This window comes from Trueperaceae bacterium, from assembly GCA_023954415.1.
Classification (GTDB): domain Bacteria; phylum Deinococcota; class Deinococci; order Deinococcales; family Trueperaceae; genus JAAYYF01.
Genome location: JAMLIB010000005.1, coordinates 110,807 through 126,305 on the forward strand (window position 1 = coordinate 110,807; position 15,499 = coordinate 126,305).

At 69.9% G+C, this 15,499-nt stretch carries 14 protein-coding genes; 7 read left to right on the forward strand and 7 right to left on the reverse strand.

Annotation, left to right across the window (positions count from 1 at the left end):
- The first annotated feature begins 7 nt into the window (after positions 1-7).
- The 6 genes from M9914_07620 (at position 8) to M9914_07645 (ending at position 7,322) form a co-directional block, all read left to right on the forward strand.
- On the forward strand, positions 8-640 hold the full coding sequence (locus tag M9914_07620) for a V-type ATP synthase subunit D (GenBank protein ID MCO5174047.1): 633 nt from the start codon (positions 8-10) through the stop codon (positions 638-640).
- 301 nt (positions 641-941) lie between these two features.
- Complete coding sequence (locus M9914_07625) at positions 942-1,967, forward strand: amino acid ABC transporter substrate-binding protein (GenBank protein MCO5174048.1); 1,026 nt, start codon at positions 942-944, stop codon at positions 1,965-1,967.
- Positions 1,968-2,131: 164 nt separating this feature from the next.
- Positions 2,132-3,946: an ABC transporter permease subunit gene (locus M9914_07630; GenBank protein ID MCO5174049.1), complete on the forward strand. Its 1,815-nt coding sequence runs from the start codon at positions 2,132-2,134 to the stop codon at positions 3,944-3,946.
- Position 3,947: 1 nt separating this feature from the next.
- A complete protein-coding gene (locus M9914_07635) occupies positions 3,948-5,153 on the forward strand; it encodes an amino acid ABC transporter permease (GenBank protein ID MCO5174050.1) in 1,206 nt (401 codons plus the stop codon).
- Positions 5,154-5,250: 97 nt separating this feature from the next.
- Positions 5,251-5,973: an amino acid ABC transporter ATP-binding protein gene (locus M9914_07640; GenBank protein MCO5174051.1), complete on the forward strand. Its 723-nt coding sequence runs from the start codon at positions 5,251-5,253 to the stop codon at positions 5,971-5,973.
- Between the two features lie 179 nt (positions 5,974-6,152).
- Positions 6,153-7,322 carry a PilT/PilU family type 4a pilus ATPase gene (locus M9914_07645; GenBank protein ID MCO5174052.1) on the forward strand — a complete coding sequence of 390 codons (1,170 nt, stop codon included), beginning with the start codon at positions 6,153-6,155 and terminating at the stop codon, positions 7,320-7,322.
- Positions 7,323-7,372: 50 nt separating this feature from the next.
- On the opposite strand, the gene rimO is transcribed toward M9914_07645, so the two are convergent.
- The 4 genes from rimO to M9914_07665 are packed head-to-tail and all read right to left on the reverse strand — an operon-like array spanning position 7,373 to position 11,510.
- Positions 7,373-8,860, reverse strand: coding sequence for a 30S ribosomal protein S12 methylthiotransferase RimO (gene rimO / locus M9914_07650; GenBank protein MCO5174053.1), 1,488 nt, complete (start codon positions 8,858-8,860; stop codon positions 7,373-7,375).
- Between the two features lie 31 nt (positions 8,861-8,891).
- Positions 8,892-10,247, reverse strand: a complete 1,356-nt coding sequence (locus M9914_07655) for a Mur ligase family protein (GenBank protein ID MCO5174054.1) — start codon at positions 10,245-10,247, stop codon at positions 8,892-8,894.
- Positions 10,248-10,257: 10 nt separating this feature from the next.
- Complete coding sequence (locus M9914_07660; protein ID MCO5174055.1) at positions 10,258-10,998, reverse strand: DUF3108 domain-containing protein; 741 nt, start codon at positions 10,996-10,998, stop codon at positions 10,258-10,260.
- A 59-nt stretch (positions 10,999-11,057) separates the two neighbouring features.
- Entirely contained in the window at positions 11,058-11,510 is a 453-nt protein-coding gene (locus tag M9914_07665; GenBank protein ID MCO5174056.1) for an HD domain-containing protein, read from the reverse strand.
- Positions 11,511-12,371: 861 nt separating this feature from the next.
- Here M9914_07665 and serS point away from each other — a divergent pair.
- The gene (gene serS / locus M9914_07670) at positions 12,372-13,652 is read left to right on the forward strand and encodes a serine--tRNA ligase (GenBank protein MCO5174057.1); all 1,281 of its coding nucleotides are present in this window, start codon (positions 12,372-12,374) and stop codon (positions 13,650-13,652) included.
- 47 nt (positions 13,653-13,699) lie between these two features.
- Here the strand turns inward: serS and gatC are convergent, their stop codons facing one another.
- The 3 genes from gatC to M9914_07685 form a co-directional block, all read right to left on the reverse strand.
- On the reverse strand, positions 13,700-13,993 hold the full coding sequence (gene gatC / locus M9914_07675) for an Asp-tRNA(Asn)/Glu-tRNA(Gln) amidotransferase subunit GatC (protein MCO5174058.1): 294 nt from the start codon (positions 13,991-13,993) through the stop codon (positions 13,700-13,702).
- Positions 13,994-14,083: 90 nt separating this feature from the next.
- Positions 14,084-14,821, reverse strand: a complete 738-nt coding sequence (locus M9914_07680) for a DUF554 domain-containing protein (protein ID MCO5174059.1) — start codon at positions 14,819-14,821, stop codon at positions 14,084-14,086.
- Complete coding sequence (locus M9914_07685; protein ID MCO5174060.1) at positions 14,818-15,465, reverse strand: hypothetical protein; 648 nt, start codon at positions 15,463-15,465, stop codon at positions 14,818-14,820. Before M9914_07685 ends, M9914_07680 begins: the two co-directional genes overlap by 4 nt.
- Positions 15,466-15,499 lie beyond the last annotated feature (34 nt).

The following is a 15,499-nucleotide window of genomic DNA, read 5'->3' on the forward strand; positions in this document are numbered from 1 at the left end:
GTAGGCCATGGCAGAGAACATCGCCCCGACCAGATCGAACCTCCTCCAGAGGCGCGACCAGGTCAAGCTCGCCATCCGCGGCGCCGACCTGCTGAAGCGTAAGCGTGACGCCCTGGTCGGCGAGTTCTTCGCGCTCGTCAAGTCCTCCCTCGAGGCGCGGCGCGAGCTCTCGCGAGCGAGCCGCGACGCGTACTTCGCCCTCTTCCTCGCCAACGCCTGGGACGGCCCAGAGGCCGTCGGGAGCCTGGCGCTCGCCGAGGAGCGCACCCTCGAGATCGGGCTGAAGATGGAGAACATCTTCGGCGTCAAGGTCCCGCAGGTGCAGCCGCCCACGTTCGACGACGCCCTGCCGTTCTCGCCCGTCGGCGCCGGCGCCTCCACCCTGGAGGCCGCCAGGCAGTTCCGCAAGCTCGTAGAGGCCATCACCAAGGTGGCCGCCACCGAGACGAGGCTGCGGCGCATCGGCGAGGAGATCAAGAAGACGAACCGGCGCGTCAACGCGCTGGAGCAGCTCGTGATCCCGGGCATCAACTACGAGATCAGGAGCATCCGCAGCGTCCTCGACCAGCGGGCGCTCGAGGAAGTGACGACGCTCAAGCGCATCAAGGCCAAGCTGGAGGCGCGCGAGAAGGCCGGTTGACCGGGTTGCGGTCCTGACCGCCCCTACTAAGCGGCATCACTGCGGAAGGCGCCCCCAGCGGGGCGCCTTCGCTTGGTCCGGCCGGGCGAACGTACCGGCTCCCTCCACCTTCGCCAGCCTGCCGCACGACGCGCGTAGCGTCGTGGTGGACGCTACGGCTCGCCTGCCAACGCGCTGGCGCGTGTGACGCACGCTTTGACAGGGTGGCGAGCTACCGGATAAAGTCCCGTAGACCCCTTTCTTGCTCCCTTGGAGGGGAGTCGACAATCCATTTCCATGCGTCACGCAGGAAGGTGAACCAATGACCCGATACTTCCGGTTCCTCGTAGCGCTGGCTCTAGTCGTTAGTGCCGGCACCGTATTCGCTCAAGGCCGACTCCAGGCCATCAAGGACCGCGGCGAGCTCCGCTGCGGCGTCAACGCCAACCTCCCGGGCTTCGGCGTTCCCGACGCCTCCGGCGCCTACACGGGCTTCGACATCGATTTCTGCAAGGCGATCGCGGCCGCCGTCTTCGGCGACGCCTCCAAGGTCGTCTACCGTCCCCTGACGGCCGGCGAGCGCCCCACGGCCCTCCAGTCCGGCGAGATCGACGTCCTCATCCGCAACACCACCCGCACCAGCATCCGCGAGACCGACTGGGGCGCGAACTTCGCCCCCACCACGTACTACGACGGCCAGGGCTTCATGGTGCGCAAGGACTCCGGCATCAACAGCCTGCGCGACTTCGAGGGCCGCTCCATCTGCGTGCAGTCCGGCACCACGACGGAGACGAACCTCGGCACCACGCTCGCCGGCCTCGGCGTTCAGTTCACTCCGGTCATCTTCGAGACGGCGCCCGTGCTGATAGCCGCCTACGACGACGGCCAGTGCGACGGTTGGACGACGGACGGCTCCGGCCTCGTCTCCTACCAGACCCAGCTCCGCGTACCAAGCGACCACAAGATCCTCCCGGTCATCATCTCCAAGGAACCGCTCGGCCCCGCCGTCCTGCACGGTGACGACCAGTGGTACGACGTCGTCTCCTGGACCGTCTACGCCCTGTTCGACGCCGAAGAGTACGGCGTGACGCAGGCGAACGTCGACGACATGCTCCTCAACGCCGCCGACCCGCAGGTGAAGCGCCTCCTCGGCGCCCCCGGCTCCGAGTCCTACGTCGAAGCCTTCGGCCTCAGCGCCGACGCCTTCTACCAGGTGATCAAGGCGGTCGGCAACTACGGCGAGATCTTCGATCGCAACCTTGGCTCCGGCTCCGTGTTCGGCCTCGAGCGCGGCATCAACGCCCAGTACTACGACGGCGGCCTCATCTACGGGTACCCGTTCAACTGAGCGCGGCCTGAACTGATGGCAGCGGCGCCCTTCGGGGCAACACCCGAACGGCGCCGCTCTTCTCTCGCTCGTGGGAGCGGCCAGACCGCTCGACTCCAACGATGGCAGGCCCGGCGAAAGAGACCATGACGACCGACTGCCAGAGAACGGGACCTTGAGGACGCATGCAGCCAGGTAAGCCGAGCGTGAGCGCGTCGACGGCCGTCGTGCCTTTCTGGCGCAACGTCAAGATCATCGGCGTTATCGCGCAGTTCGTGTTCGTCATCGCGCTGGTCGCGGGCGTCGGTATCCTCGTCAACAACGTCGTCACGGCTTTGGCGAAGGCCAACCTGCCGGCCGACTTCTCTTTCCTCGGCAAGCCGGCCGGCATCCCCATCGCCGAGCGGGCCGTCCCGTACCAGGTGACCGACACCTACGCCCGGGCCCTTCTCATCGGGTTCCTCAACACGCTCAAGGTCGCCATCGTCGGGGTGGTCCTGGCCACGGTCATCGGCGTCCTCATGGGCGTCATGCGTTTATCTAGCAACTGGCTCGTCCGGACCATGGCGAGCGTATATGTGGAAGTCTTGCGCAACATCCCGCTCGCCGTACAGATCGTCTTCTGGTACTCCGCGGTGCTGCTCCCGTTCCCGCCGCGCATCAGCGATCCCATAGCGCTGCCCGGCGGTTTGATCATGTCCAACGTCGGCTTGGCCTTCCCGTTCCTGTACCCCACCTACCGGTTCGGAGTATGGGTGCCGTACCTGGTCGCGGCCGCGGTGCTCGCCGGCGTCGCGTGGTGGTGGCGTAGGCGGGCGCTCGCCAAGGCCGACAGGGTCGGAAGCGTTTGGCCGTTCCCGGTCGTCACGTTCCTGGTGGTCGCCGGCGTCGGCCTCGGCCTCTCGTACGTAGGGCGCTCCGTTCCGAGCGACCTCACGTTCACGTTCGAGGCCGACCGCGGCAGAGGCACGACGGCGTTCGTGGCCGACGGCAAGTCGCGGCCCGCGGCCTTCGTACCCGTCGCCATCGAGATCGAGAAGGCCAGCCTCACCGTCAGCAGCCAGAACCTCGTCGAGTCCCGTCAGGACGTCAGGGGCAGCGTGCGGTTCCCGCTCATGAGCGAGAACGAGGCGGACGCCTTCGAGTTCGCCTTCGCGGACGCCGAGGCCGCCGAGGAACGCGGCTTACAGCTCAGCTTCGACAAGTACCCGTCGGTCGCTACGATCTACGTCGACGGCAACGGCAACGGCAGACTCGATGCCGACGAGGACGTCGACCCGGCGACGAACCGGGGCTACGGCGGGGTGGACGTCGTCATGACGGTCACGAACTTCCGGCGTACCCTCGTGTCCGACCGCGATGGTCAGGTTCGCACGCCCACCTTCAAGCACGCCGATGACGTGGCCGCCGCGGCGGTGGAGGAGAGCGCCGCGCCGCGGGCCGGCACGCGCTTCTCCGCCTTCGGGCAGGCCGCGACGGCCGCGGTCTCGGAATCCGCGCTCACGGCCAAGACCGAGATCCAACCTGTCGGCGCCTTGGTCTTCAGCCGCGCTTACGTGCCCGTCTCCAACTACGAGGGCGGCATGCGCCTGACGGTCAACTATCTGGCGCTGCTGCTCGCGTTGGTCGTCTACACCTCGGCGTTCATCGCGGAGATCGTGCGCGGCGGCATCCTGGCAGTGCCCAAGGGCCAGCGGGAGGCTGCGCGGGCCATCGGTCTCTCCGGCACGCAGACGTTCTCCCTCATCATCTTCCCCCAGGCCATGCGGATCGTCCTCCCCCCGATGATCAGCCAGTACCTCAACCTCACGAAGAACTCGTCGCTCGCATCGCTCGCCGGGTACGCGGAACTGTTCGTCATCGCCAGCGTGGTCAGCAACCAGACGGGCGCCGCAATCCCGATCGCCCTGCTGCTCATCGGCTCTTATCTCGTCATCAGCCTCGCGTTCTCGGTGGTCCTCAACCAGGTGAACGCGCGGTTGGCACTAGTGGAGCGTTGACATGATCCAGCCGCGCCCCGCCCCCGTGAAGGCTCACGGCTTCAGGTTCTGGCTGCGTAAGAACCTCTTCAACGGTCCGTTCAACACCGTGCTGACGTTCGTGGCGGCGGTAGTGGTGGCCTGGTCGCTATACAACCTTGCCAACTTCGTCTTCGTCGAAGGCTCATGGGGACAGGTCTGGCGCAACATGCGGCTCTTCGGCGTCTACCGCTACCCCCCCGAGTACCTCTGGCGCCCGCTCCTCGCCCTCGGCATCATGTTGGGCCTGATGGGAGTCATGGCCGGCGCCGGCGGCCGGAAGTCGATCGTGGCGGGCGCGTTCCTGCCGATCCAGGGCTTCGTCGCCGTCGTGTCGGTCGTCGCCATCCTGTTCTGGCCCTCCGTGCGCTTCCTCTGGCCCGGCGCGCTCGCCCTCGGCTTCCTCGGCTACTTCATCGGCAGCCGCTGGCCGCGCTCCGTCAAGTACCTGCCCTGGGGTTGGGGCGCCTGGCTCGTCGTCGGCTACCTGCTCCTCAGCGGCCTGACGACCGGCGGCACGCTCGGCAAGGTGCCCGTGCGCGACTGGGGCGGCTTCCTCCTCACCCTCATCCTGTTCACGGGCATCATCCCGAGCTTCCCGATCGGCATCGCTCTGGCGCTCGGCCGCAACAGCAAGCTGCCCGCCATCAAGTACTTCTGCATCGGCTTCATCGAGGTAGTGCGCGGGGCGCCGCTCATCATGTGGCTCTTCATCGCCTCGCTGCTCTTACCCCTCATCCTCAACGTCGACGCGAACTCCCTGCCCGCCATCATGCGGGCCTACGTGGCCATCACGCTCTTCTCGGCCGCGTACATGGCGGAGAACGTCCGCGGCGGGCTCCAGGCCGTACCGCGCGGTCAGGGCGAGGCGGCCCGCGCTCTCGGCCTCTCCGCGTGGCAGACGACCCTGCTCATCGTGCTGCCGCAGGCGCTGCGAGCCGTCATCCCCGCCATCGTCGGGCAGGCGATCGGCCTGTTCAAGGACACGTCGCTCGTCTTCATCGTCGGCCTGGTGGACTTCTTCAAGGTCGGCGACATCGTGTCCGTCCAGCCCGAGGCGCTGCTCGTCACGGGCGGCGTCAAGCTCGAGGTCTTCCTCTTCATCGCCGTGATCTACTTCTTCTTCGCCTACCGGATGTCCATCGCCAGCCGGCAACTGGAGAAGCGCCTGGGGGTGGGGGAGAGATGAGCCGTACCACCGGCTTCAGCTACGGAGGTTACACGTGAGTGACGTGGCCAGCGCGCCCGCCCCTGTCAGAGCCGACGCCCCGCCGACGGGCCAGCGGATCATCGAGATCGAGGGCCTCAACAAGTGGTACGGGGAGTTCCACGTCCTGCGCGACATCAACCTGTCCGTCAACCGGGGCGAGGTCGTCGTCGTCATCGGGCCGTCCGGTTCGGGCAAGTCGACGCTCATCCGGTGCATCAACCGCCTCGAGGAGCACCAGCAGGGCAAGATCGTCGTCGACGGCGTCGAACTGACCGACGACGTGCGCGCGATCGACCAGATCAGGCGCGAGACCGGCATGGTGTTCCAGTCGTTCAACCTCTTCCCGCACCTAACGGTGCTCGACAACATCACGCTCGCCCCGACGCGCGTGCGCAAGTGGAAGAAGTCGAAGGCCGAGGAGCGCGCCCGCTTCTTCCTCGAGAAGGTCGGCATCCCCGAGCAGGCGCACAAGTACCCGGGCCAGCTGTCCGGCGGGCAGCAGCAGCGCGTGGCCATCGCGCGCTCGCTCACGATGGAGCCGAAGGTCATGCTCTTCGACGAGCCGACGAGCGCCCTCGACCCCGAGGTCATCGGCGAGGTGCTGCAAGTGATGGTCAACCTCGCCAAGGAAGGCATGACCATGGTCGTGGTCACCCACGAGATGGGGTTCGCACGCGAGGTCGGCGACAGGGTCGTCTTCATGGACGCCGGTCAGATCGTGGAGGTCGGCAGCCCCGAACACTTCTTCACGAACCCGAAGGAGGCGCGCACGCGCTCCTTCCTGTCCAAGATCCTGTGAGCGCGGCGGAGCCCGGATGCCGTGGGGGGCGTCGGGAGGCGCGCGGATCGCGCCCGGCAGTGCGACGGGCGCGCGTCCGGAGAACGCTATCAGCGTCCCGCGCGGAATGTCACATGAGCGCCGCGCCGGCGCGCCTAGACTAGCGGCATGAGCGAGAGCTCCTCCCCGAGGGAAGGCATATGAGCGACGCGGCCGGCGGTCGTGGCATAAGGATCGCGGACGTGCTGCGCAACATCGTCGCCAAGGGCGCGTCCGACATCCACCTGCAGGCGGGGGCGCCGCCCTACATGCGCGTGGACGGCGAGCTGTACCCGTTCGAGGGCGTGCCGACGCTGACGCCTGAGCAGACGGAGCAGATCGCCCTCGCGATGATGAGCGAGTCGCAGCGCGAGGTCTTCAGACATAGGCACGAGGTCGACTTCGCGTTCACCATCCCGAACATCGCCCGCTTCCGCTGCAACGTGTTGCGCCAGCGCGGCTCCGTCGGGGTCGTGATGCGCGTCATCCGCGACGCGATCCCGAGCTTCGAGTCGCTCGGCCTCCCGACCGGCGTCGTCACGGAGCTCGTCAGCCAGCCGCGCGGCCTAGTCCTCGTCACAGGTCCGACGGGCTCTGGGAAGACGACGACGCTGGCCGCGATGATCGACTTCATCAACCGGCGCTTCGCTCGCAACATCATCACGATCGAGGACCCGATCGAGATCCTCCACCGGAACCAGAAGAGCCTGGTCATCCAGCGCGAGATCGGCCTCGACACGGCAGACTTCGTCGGTGCCCTCAAGTTCGCCATGCGCCAAGACCCGGACGTGATCATGGTCGGCGAGATGCGCGACAAGGAGACGGTCGAGGCGGCCATCTCGGCGGCCCAGACGGGCCACCTCGTGTTCAGCACGCTGCACACCCTCGACGCCATCCGCACCGTGAACCGTATCATCGACTTCTTCCCGCCGCACGAGCGCGACCAGATCCGCATCCTGCTGGCGGAGTCGCTCCTCGGGATCTTCAGTCAGCGCCTGCTGGCGCGAGCCGACGAGGGCGGCCGCGTGCTGGCGCTCGAACTGCTCATCAACACGCCCCTCATCCGCGACTACATCAAGGACGAGGAGAAGACGCCGCTCATCAAGGAAGCGCTCATGCAGGACAACCTGCGCGGCATGCAGACGTTCGACCAGCACCTCGTCGAGCTTTACCTGGCCGGGCGCATCACGATGGAGGACGCGACCTTCACGGCCACCAGCCCGCACGAGTTCAGGCTCATGGTCACCCAGCGGCAAGGCGGCGTCGGCTCGGACGAGCTCCGCGACGTCACGGGCGCGGGCATGCACCCTTCGCGGGGCGGTCTGCGCTGACGTTCGCGGCTCGGTGCCGTCCACTCGTTGTCGCCTGCTTGGACGGTGGTTCAGCGGCGCTTGGCGTCGGCTAAGTGGCCGACCTCTGCCGGGGTCCACGTCCGGCCTCCCAGCACGGCGGGGCGCCACGCCGGCTGCTCGACGACCGTGCCCCGTAGGTCGTAGGCGTCCGCCTCGGTAACCCTAACCCTGACCAGGTCGCCGATCTTGACGGTGCCGTCGGAGTCGGCGAGGACGTTGCCGTCGATGCCGGGCGCGTCGCCCTTGGAGCGGCAGACGAGTTCGCCGGGGGCGCTGCCGTAGTCGTCGACGATGGCGTCCACCACGGTGCCGACCTTCGCTCGGAGCTTCTCCGCCGAGATGGCCTGCTGCAACTCCATGAGCCGCGCGTAGCGCTCCTGCTTGACCTCTTCGGGCACCGCGTCAGGCAGGCCGTTGGCGTCGGCCTCGGGCACGTCGCTGTAGGTGAACGCGCCGACGCGGTCAAGGCGCGCCTGTGCGAGGAAGTCGAGGAGTTCCGTGAACTCGCTCTCCGTCTCACCGGGGAACCCGACTATGAAGGTCGAGCGGAGCGTGAGGTCCGGGCAGACGGCGCGCCAGGCCTCGATGGTCTCCAGGTGGCTACGCGCGCCGCCGGGGCGGCGCATGGCGCGCAGGATGCGCGGGCTCGCGTGCTGCAGCGGGACGTCGAGGTAGGGCAGGAGCCTGCCTTCCGCCATGAGTGGGATGAGGTCGCGCACGTGCGGGTAGGGGTAGACGTAGTGGAGCCTGACCCAGGCGCCCAGCTCGCCGAGCTCCTTGACCAGGTCGACGAGGTGGGCGCGCACGGCTCGCCCCTGGTACTCGCTCGTCCGGTGGCGCAGGTCGTTGCCGTAGGCGCTGGAGTCCTGGGCGATGACCATGAGCTCCTTGGTGCCGGTGGCGACGAGACGCGTGGCCTCGTAGAGGACATCGCCGGCGTCGCGCGACGCGAGGTCGCCACGGAGCTTGGGGATGATGCAGAAGCTGCAGCGGTGGTCGCACCCTTCCGCGATCTTCAGGTACGAGTAGTGGCGCGGCGTCAGCTTGACGAACGCCGGGTCGGCGACGGCGCCGCGCGTGCCCGCCACCGGCAGGAGGGAGGTGAAGGGGTCGTGCGCCCTAGGCAAGGCCGCGTGCACCGCGCTCATGACGCCGCCGACGTCCGCCTGGCCCGTGATGGCGAGGACCTTGGGGTGGCGCTCGCGGATCGTCTCGGGGCGTTCGCCGAGGCAGCCCGTGACGATGACCTTGCCGTTCTCCCTGAGCGCCTCGCCGATCGCCTCCAGCGACTCCTCGACGGCCGGGGTTATGAAGCCGCACGTGTTGACGACGACCACGTCCGCCTCGTCGTAGCCGGGCACGACGGCGTAGCCTTCCACCCGAAGCTGGCTCAGGATGCGCTCCGAGTCGACGAGCGCCTTCGGGCAGCCGAGGCTGACGAAGCCGACGCGGCCCGGTCCGGTGGCGGCGTTCGCCGCTATGCGAGATGCAGCTTCGAGGTCCCGGATGGTCGTCATACCGCCGCCGAGTGTAACAGTAGGTCCGCCGTCAACGGCTCGTCACGGCGAGCTGCTCCCAGGGGTCGGGCAGGCGCGCGCCGCGCTGCGTGAGCAACGGCCGCACGAGCCCGGCGAGGTAGAGCGATCCGGCCACGAGCAGGAGCGGGGCGCCGGCGGCGCGCGCGGCAGCCGTGGCCGCGTCGAGGGCGGCCGCGGTGTCCGCCACCACGGTCGCGCCGGGCCACACCGCCGTCGGCGTCTCGCCGCGCGCGGCCTCCGTGACGATCACCGTGGCCGCACGCGGCGCGAGCGTGTCGAGCACCCGCTGGCCCTGCTTGCGGGCGAGGGCCCCGAAGAGGAGGGTGTAGCCGGGTGTCACCTCTGCCGCCAGCCGCGCAGCGGCGGCCGGGTCGTGCGCGCCGTCCAGGACGACGAGCAGCTCACCGCCGCGGTCGCCTTGCACCAGGAAACGTTCGAAGCGTGCGGGGAGGGCCGGGGCGCGGAGGCCGGCGGCGACGGCCGGCTCCGGAACGGCGAGGAGCCGGAGCGCCGCCGCGGCCAGACGCGAGTTGGCCCGCCGGTTGGCGTTGGCGCCGGCGAGCGTCCCGGACGGCGCCCCGGTCGGCGGCGCAGCGAGGTCGTCCGCGACGGCGCGCGGAAGTTCGAAGAGGCCGTCGCTCGCCGCGCCGGCGTTCCGCGACGTGTCCGAGACGAACGGGTCGAGGTGGAAAGGCGCGCCGAGCCTCGCGGCCTGCGCCGCTGCGACAGCGACCACCTCCGGCTGGGAGGCGCCGCACACGACCGGAACGCCTGCGCGGAAGGCGCCCGCCTTATCGGAAGCGATGGCGGTGAGCGTCGTGCCGAGCGTGTCCATGTGGTCGAGGTCGACGTTCGTGAGCACGACGACATCGACGGGCCTTACGGCGCGCGTGGCGTCGTGCAGGCCGCCGACGCCGGCCTCGAGCACGCAGGCGTCCGCGCTCGCCGCGAACCGCTCGAGGGCGAAGGCTAGCGTCCACTCGAAGAACGCAGGCCGCAGCCCCTCGTCGTGGGGCCAGGCGTCGTCGAGGCGTCTGGCACGTTCGACGAACGCCACGAGCGCCGCCTCTGAGACGGGCACGCCGTCCACGGCCACGCGCTCGCGGAACTCCTCGACGTGAGGCGAGAGGAACCGGCCGGTGCGAGCACCGGAAGCGCTCAGGCCGCGCGCGAGCATAGTGGAGACGGTGCCCTTGCCGTTGGTGCCCACCACCACGGCCGTCGGGGTCGGCGGCTTCAGGCTGAGCTCGCGCAGGAGCGTGGCCGCCCTCGCGCTGGTGCGCCTGCCACCGGAGCGGGTCCTGGCGTAGAGCCACTGGAGCGCCTCGGCGTAAGCGGTGGCGGCCGCGGCAGGGCCTCGCGTCATCCCGTGGCGGTCAAGCGCGCCGGCGGCGGCGCGGCCGGCGGCGGGGTCCGCGCTGCTCGCCCTTGTCCTGGGCCTTGCCGCCGTTGCCCCCGCCCCCGCCCCCGCCACGCCTGCGGCCGCCGCGGACGGGCGCCTCGCCGAACGGCTCGAGCGCCGCCTCGCTCGCGACCTTGATGAGGAGGGCGTCGAGATGCCCGTCGGCCAGGCGTTGGGTGAGCTTGAGGATGTGATGCGGCGCCTGGTTATCCACGTAGACGACGCTCTGCCCGGGGTGGATGACGTACGCGCGCGCGCGGCGCGGGCCAAACGGGCCGTCCAGCTCCACCTCACCGCCGTACTGGACGCTGACCGTCTTGCCGAGGAGGGGGATGAGCACCGGCTCGGCGCGTTCACCGATCGTCCTGAGCTCGTGCAGCAAAGATAGGGGGTCGCGGTAGGAGACGAGGTACGGGACGCTCGCCTGGTCCTTCTGACCTTTGACGGCGGAGACGAGCCCCGTCTGCGGGTCGAACGTCACGTCGAAGCTGCGCGACTCGTTCCGTTCCTGCGTCTCCTCGAGGTAACGCAGGGAGAAGAACCGCTCGGCGCTGCAGCGGCTGCGTTGCACCACGGTGGCGTTGCCCAGCGCGCCCTGGAACTGCGCCTTGCCTTCCAGCTGCGTGTGGCGACCCTTGAGCTCCGTCTTGATGACCTGCGTGCCGGCTGGCTTGCCGCGGTAGGTGTACCGGAAGCTCATGACCTCGACCGACATGGGTCGAAGCGTACCACCTGTCGGGCCCGCGTTCGCTGGCTGCAGCGCCAGGCGGACGCTCAGAACGGGAGGTCGCCGTCGCTCAGCTGGCTGAGCTCCTGGGTGCTCCTGCCCTGGCGCAGCACGTTCATCAGGAGCGCCACGACGGCCGGGTCGAGCGTCTTGCCGGCCCTGGCGTCGAGCGCCTTCTCGACGTCGCGCATGGGTAGGGCCTCGCCGCGTTCGCTGCTCAGGAGGTCGAACGCGTCCGCGACCGCGACGATGCGCGCCAGGAGCGGGATGTCCTCCTTGCGCAGGCCGTCAGGGAAGCCGGAGCCGTCCCACGCCTCGTGGTGGTGGCGGATGCCCTCGGCGGCCGGGGCGAGGAGGTCGCTGGCCGCGACCATGTTGGCGCCGCGCTGCGGGTGGTCGAGGTCCTCGATCTTCTGGTCGAGCCCGTTGCCGAGCTTCCCGATGTCGTGGAGCATGGCGGCGAAGTAGAGGTCTGCCAGCTGCGCCCGGGTCGAGCCCATGGCGCGGCCGAGGGCGAGGGCGTAGGCCGTCACGCGTTCGGCGTGGCCAAGCTGGGCGAAGTCGACGGCCTCGAACGCCTGTACGAAGGCGCGGGTGAACTGCACGAGGCTTAGCTTGGCCATGCGGAGCTCGGTCGCGCGGTCGTGGGCCTCGCCGAGGACAGCGCCCCAGCGCGTGGCCAGCTTCACGTCCTCGTCGGTGAAGCCGGGTTGGCCGTGCCTATGCAGCACGAGCGCGCCGTGGCGCTCGTAGCGACCGGCCACGGGCACGACGAGCGCGCTCGTGGCCTCGCGTAGGCCGAGGTTGCCGTAGTCGGAGCGGACGCCCGCCTCGTTGCTCGTGAAGAGCTCGGCGACCAGGTTCGGCACCAGGCGCGGGCCGACGCTGCGCCAGGGGCCGTTCATGGCCGGCAGGCGGAGCAGGGCGTCGTCGTACCCGAGTTGAGCCTCGAACGTGTAGCCGCGGCCGGCGTCCCCGCCGACCACGTAACCGCGCACGTCGCCCGGCAGGTAGCCGGCGAGGGCCTTCAGCACCTCGGTGCCCCGCTCCTTGGCACTCCTGGCATGCAGGAGCCCCTCGCACGTGGCGATCGCCTCCGGCGCGCGGGTAGTAGTGTCGTTCGCGAAGATGCGTCTGAACACGTCAAAGCCACCTTGGCCCAGGCTCCTCGACTCGGCCCGGTCAGGGGGAGCATACCCGCTGACCCGGCCGATCCGCTGCGAGGAACTGGGCATCAGGCCCCGAGCGGGGCGGCTACGCGTAGGGCACGGCGCCGAGGGGACGCGCGCGCTGGCCTGCCTCCGGGCGCGGCGGCACCGGGCAGGCCCGGACCGGCGCGCGGCGTCGTTATGATGACCGCCATGCTCGACCTGCGCTTCATCCGCGAGAACACCGCCGCCGTCCGGCGCGCCATCTCAGACAAACAGATGCCGGACGCCCTGGAGAAGCTCGACCAGCTGCTGCTCGTCGACGAGGAGCACCGGCTCCTCAAACGCGACCTCGAGGAGAAGCAGGCCGAGCGCAACGCCAACGCCCGCCTCGTCGGACAGCTGAAGCGCGAGGGCTCTGATGCCGGCGAGCTCATGGCCGCCATGGCCGGCCTGTCCGACGAGGTCAAGCGGTTGGAGGACAGGGAGCGTTCGCTTCAGACGCAGTTGGACGCGCTACTCCTCGAGGTGCCCAACCTGCCGCACGCGAGCGTGCCGTACGGCGTGAGCGAGCATGACAACGTCGTGGCCAAGGAGTGGGGCGAGAAGCCGACGTTCGCGTTCGAGCCGCGCCCGCACTGGGAGCTCATGGCGGCGCGGGGCTGGGTGGACTTCGAGGTGGGCGTCAAGGTCGCCGGCGCCGGCTTCCCCGTATTCAAGGGCGCTGGCTCGCGGCTCGTGCGCGCCCTGCGCAACTACTTCCTGGACCGCCTGGCCGTGGCCGGCTACGTGGAGATCGTCCCGCCTCTGATGGTCAACGCGGCCTCGGCGACCGCCACCGGTCAGCTGCCGGACAAGGAAGGCCAGATGTACGAGGTCACGGACGGCTTCTTCCTGATCCCCACCTCGGAGGTGCCCGTCACCAACGTGCATAGGGACGAGATCCTCGCGCTGGAGGAGCTGCCCATCAAGTACACGGCGTTCACGCCGTGCTTCCGCCGGGAGGCCGGCAGCCACGGCAAGGACGTGCGCGGCCTCAACCGCGTCCATCAGTTCGACAAGGTCGAGATGGTGCAGTTCTGCGCGCCAGAGGGCTCGTACGCGGCCCTCGAGGAGATGACGAGGATCGCGGAGGGCTTCCTGGAGGAGCTGGGCCTCGCCTACCGGCGCCTCCTCATGTGCACGGGCGACCTCGGCTTCACCCAGGCGAAGAAGTACGACCTGGAGGTCTGGAGCCCGGGTCAGGGGCGCTGGCTCGAGGTCTCGAGCGTCAGCAACATGGAGGCGTTCCAGGCGAGCCGCTTGCGGACGCGCGCGCGTCCGGGCGGCGTGACGGGTAAGGGGAAGACGGAGAGCGTCCACACCTTGAACGGCAGCGCGCTGGCCTTCCCGCGCACGATCGCGGCGCTCGTCGAGACCTACCAGGAGGCCGACGGCGCGGTGCGCGTGCCGGGGGCGCTGCGCGACTACCTGGGGGCGGCCAGGCTGGAGTGAGCGGCTAGGCCCCCGGGCCGGTCGTCGGTCCGGGGCGGCTCGCGCCCTCAGTCGTCCTCGAGCGTGCGCGGCACCTCGAAGAAGCCGTCCTTGGCGGCGGGAGCCAGCGCCAGGGCCGTGGTGGTGGGTAGGGACGGCGCCAGGACGTCGGCCCGCATGGCGGTGGCCGGCGCTAGGGGTGGGCGCCATTCGTCCTCCCCCTCGACGTCGGCGGCTTGCAGCCGGGCCAGGTAGTCGAGGAGCGTGCCCAGGTCGGAAGCGACCTCGGCTGCCTCGTCGGGCGCGAGCTCCAGTCGTGCGAGGCGTTGCAGGTGCTCCAGACGGTCGTCTGTCCGCGTCATCCGCGGCATGCTAGCACGCGCGCCGACCTAGGCCGCTGCGGCCTTGCTCGCTGCGGCTCTGGTCTTCGGCGCTGGTGCCGGAGCCAGGGCTCAGCGCCCCAAGACGAGCCCAACCACCCAGTAGAAGAGCACCGCCAGCGGCAGGGCGGGCAGCATGGCGGCCACCCTGAGGCGCTTGACGTCGAGGAGCCCCAAGCCGAGCGCGACGATCATGAGCCCGCCGACGCCGTTGACGAGCAGCACGCGCGGGTCGGCGGCTGGGTCGGGTATCAGGTTCGAGAACGCCCCGGCAGCCAGCGACAGGCCCCCTTGGTAGACGAGCACGACGAGGGCGGAGGCGAGGACGCCGAAGCCGAAGCTGGCCGCCAACGCGAGCGCCGAGAAGCCGTCGAGCGCCGACTTGAGGACGAGGAAGCCCGCCTCTCCAGATAGACCGTTCTGGATACTGCCGAGGAGCGTCAGCGGACCGACGCAGAAGAGGAGGGAGGCCGCGACGAACCCTTCCGTGAACCGCCCCTTGCCCTTCAGGCGCGCCTTGAGGAGCACGCCGAGCCGCTCGAGACCGGCCTCGATGCGCCACCATTCCCCGAGGGGCGCCCCGATGGCGAGGGCCATGAGGCCGACGATCACGCCGGGCGGGTCGGTGACCTTGGCCAGGTCGAAGGCGTTCGCGATGCCGATGTACACCGTCACGAGGCCGATGGCCTGCATGACGGCCTCGGTGATCCGAGACGGCAGCTTGCCGCTCACCGCAAGACCGATGGCGGCGCCCCCGACCACGGTCGCCACGTTGAGCCACGTGCCCCAGGTCTGGTCGAAGAAGGTCATGCGGCCCCGCCCTCGGGCGGGGCTCGGCGCAAGACGAGGACCGTGACGCCGGCGCCGACGACTAGGGGGATCCCGACCAGCCAGATCAGCCAGGTCGACAGCGAGCGGGGGGCGACGGGCGTCGGCGGCAGCACGAACGGGATAGCGCCGTTGACCGCGCCGCCGACCTCGAGCGGCACGTTGGCGATCGCCTCCTCGTTCAGGAAGGTCGTGTCGCGCACACTGAGCGTGTACGTGCCCGCGGCAGGGGCCCGGAGCGTGCCGCGGTAACTCCCCTCCGCCGCGCCCTCGGCGAACTGGCCGGAGGCCTCGTCGGGAGTGACGGCCAGGAACTCGCTCGCCTCCGTGCCGACGACGCTCTCGGGCACCGGCGGGCCGTCGCGGTCCAGCGCCCGCAGCTCGACCCTCACCCGGGCCTTCTCGACGGGGGTGAGGAGGGTGTCCTCCAGGGTCAGGTCGATCCGCAAGGGCTCGCCGGCCACGGGCGGGTCGGGCGCCACGCTCAGCTTCCCGATGACGAGCGTGGCGTGGGCGTCGGCCGGCCGCCACACGAGGAGCGTGGCGCACGCCAGCGCCGCCGCCAGGCGCGCGCCTGCGCGCGCCTGCGCCCGGGCGACGCGGAGGACCGGGCGAGCCGCAGGCACGCGCGGGCACGCGCGCCGCACGGCACACGCCCGA

Excerpts from the sequence above, each read along its gene's own strand:
- M9914_07620 (MCO5174047.1), top strand. The coding sequence starts at position 8 with ATGGCAGAGAACATCGCCCCGACCAGATCGAACCTCCTCCAGAGGCGC.
- M9914_07625 (MCO5174048.1), top strand. The coding sequence starts at position 942 with ATGACCCGATACTTCCGGTTCCTCGTAGCGCTGGCTCTAGTCGTTAGT.
- M9914_07630 (MCO5174049.1), top strand. The coding sequence starts at position 2,132 with ATGCAGCCAGGTAAGCCGAGCGTGAGCGCGTCGACGGCCGTCGTGCCT.
- M9914_07635 (MCO5174050.1), top strand. The coding sequence starts at position 3,948 with ATGATCCAGCCGCGCCCCGCCCCCGTGAAGGCTCACGGCTTCAGGTTC.
- M9914_07645 (MCO5174052.1), top strand. The coding sequence starts at position 6,153 with ATGAGCGACGCGGCCGGCGGTCGTGGCATAAGGATCGCGGACGTGCTG.
- rimO (MCO5174053.1), bottom strand. The coding sequence starts at position 8,860 with ATGACGACCATCCGGGACCTCGAAGCTGCATCTCGCATAGCGGCGAAC.
- M9914_07655 (MCO5174054.1), bottom strand. The coding sequence starts at position 10,247 with ATGACGCGAGGCCCTGCCGCGGCCGCCACCGCTTACGCCGAGGCGCTC.
- M9914_07660 (MCO5174055.1), bottom strand. The coding sequence starts at position 10,998 with ATGTCGGTCGAGGTCATGAGCTTCCGGTACACCTACCGCGGCAAGCCA.
- M9914_07665 (MCO5174056.1), bottom strand. The coding sequence starts at position 11,510 with ATGGGCTCGACCCGGGCGCAGCTGGCAGACCTCTACTTCGCCGCCATG.
- serS (MCO5174057.1), top strand. The coding sequence starts at position 12,372 with ATGCTCGACCTGCGCTTCATCCGCGAGAACACCGCCGCCGTCCGGCGC.
- gatC (MCO5174058.1), bottom strand. The coding sequence starts at position 13,993 with ATGACGCGGACAGACGACCGTCTGGAGCACCTGCAACGCCTCGCACGA.
- M9914_07680 (MCO5174059.1), bottom strand. The coding sequence starts at position 14,821 with ATGACCTTCTTCGACCAGACCTGGGGCACGTGGCTCAACGTGGCGACC.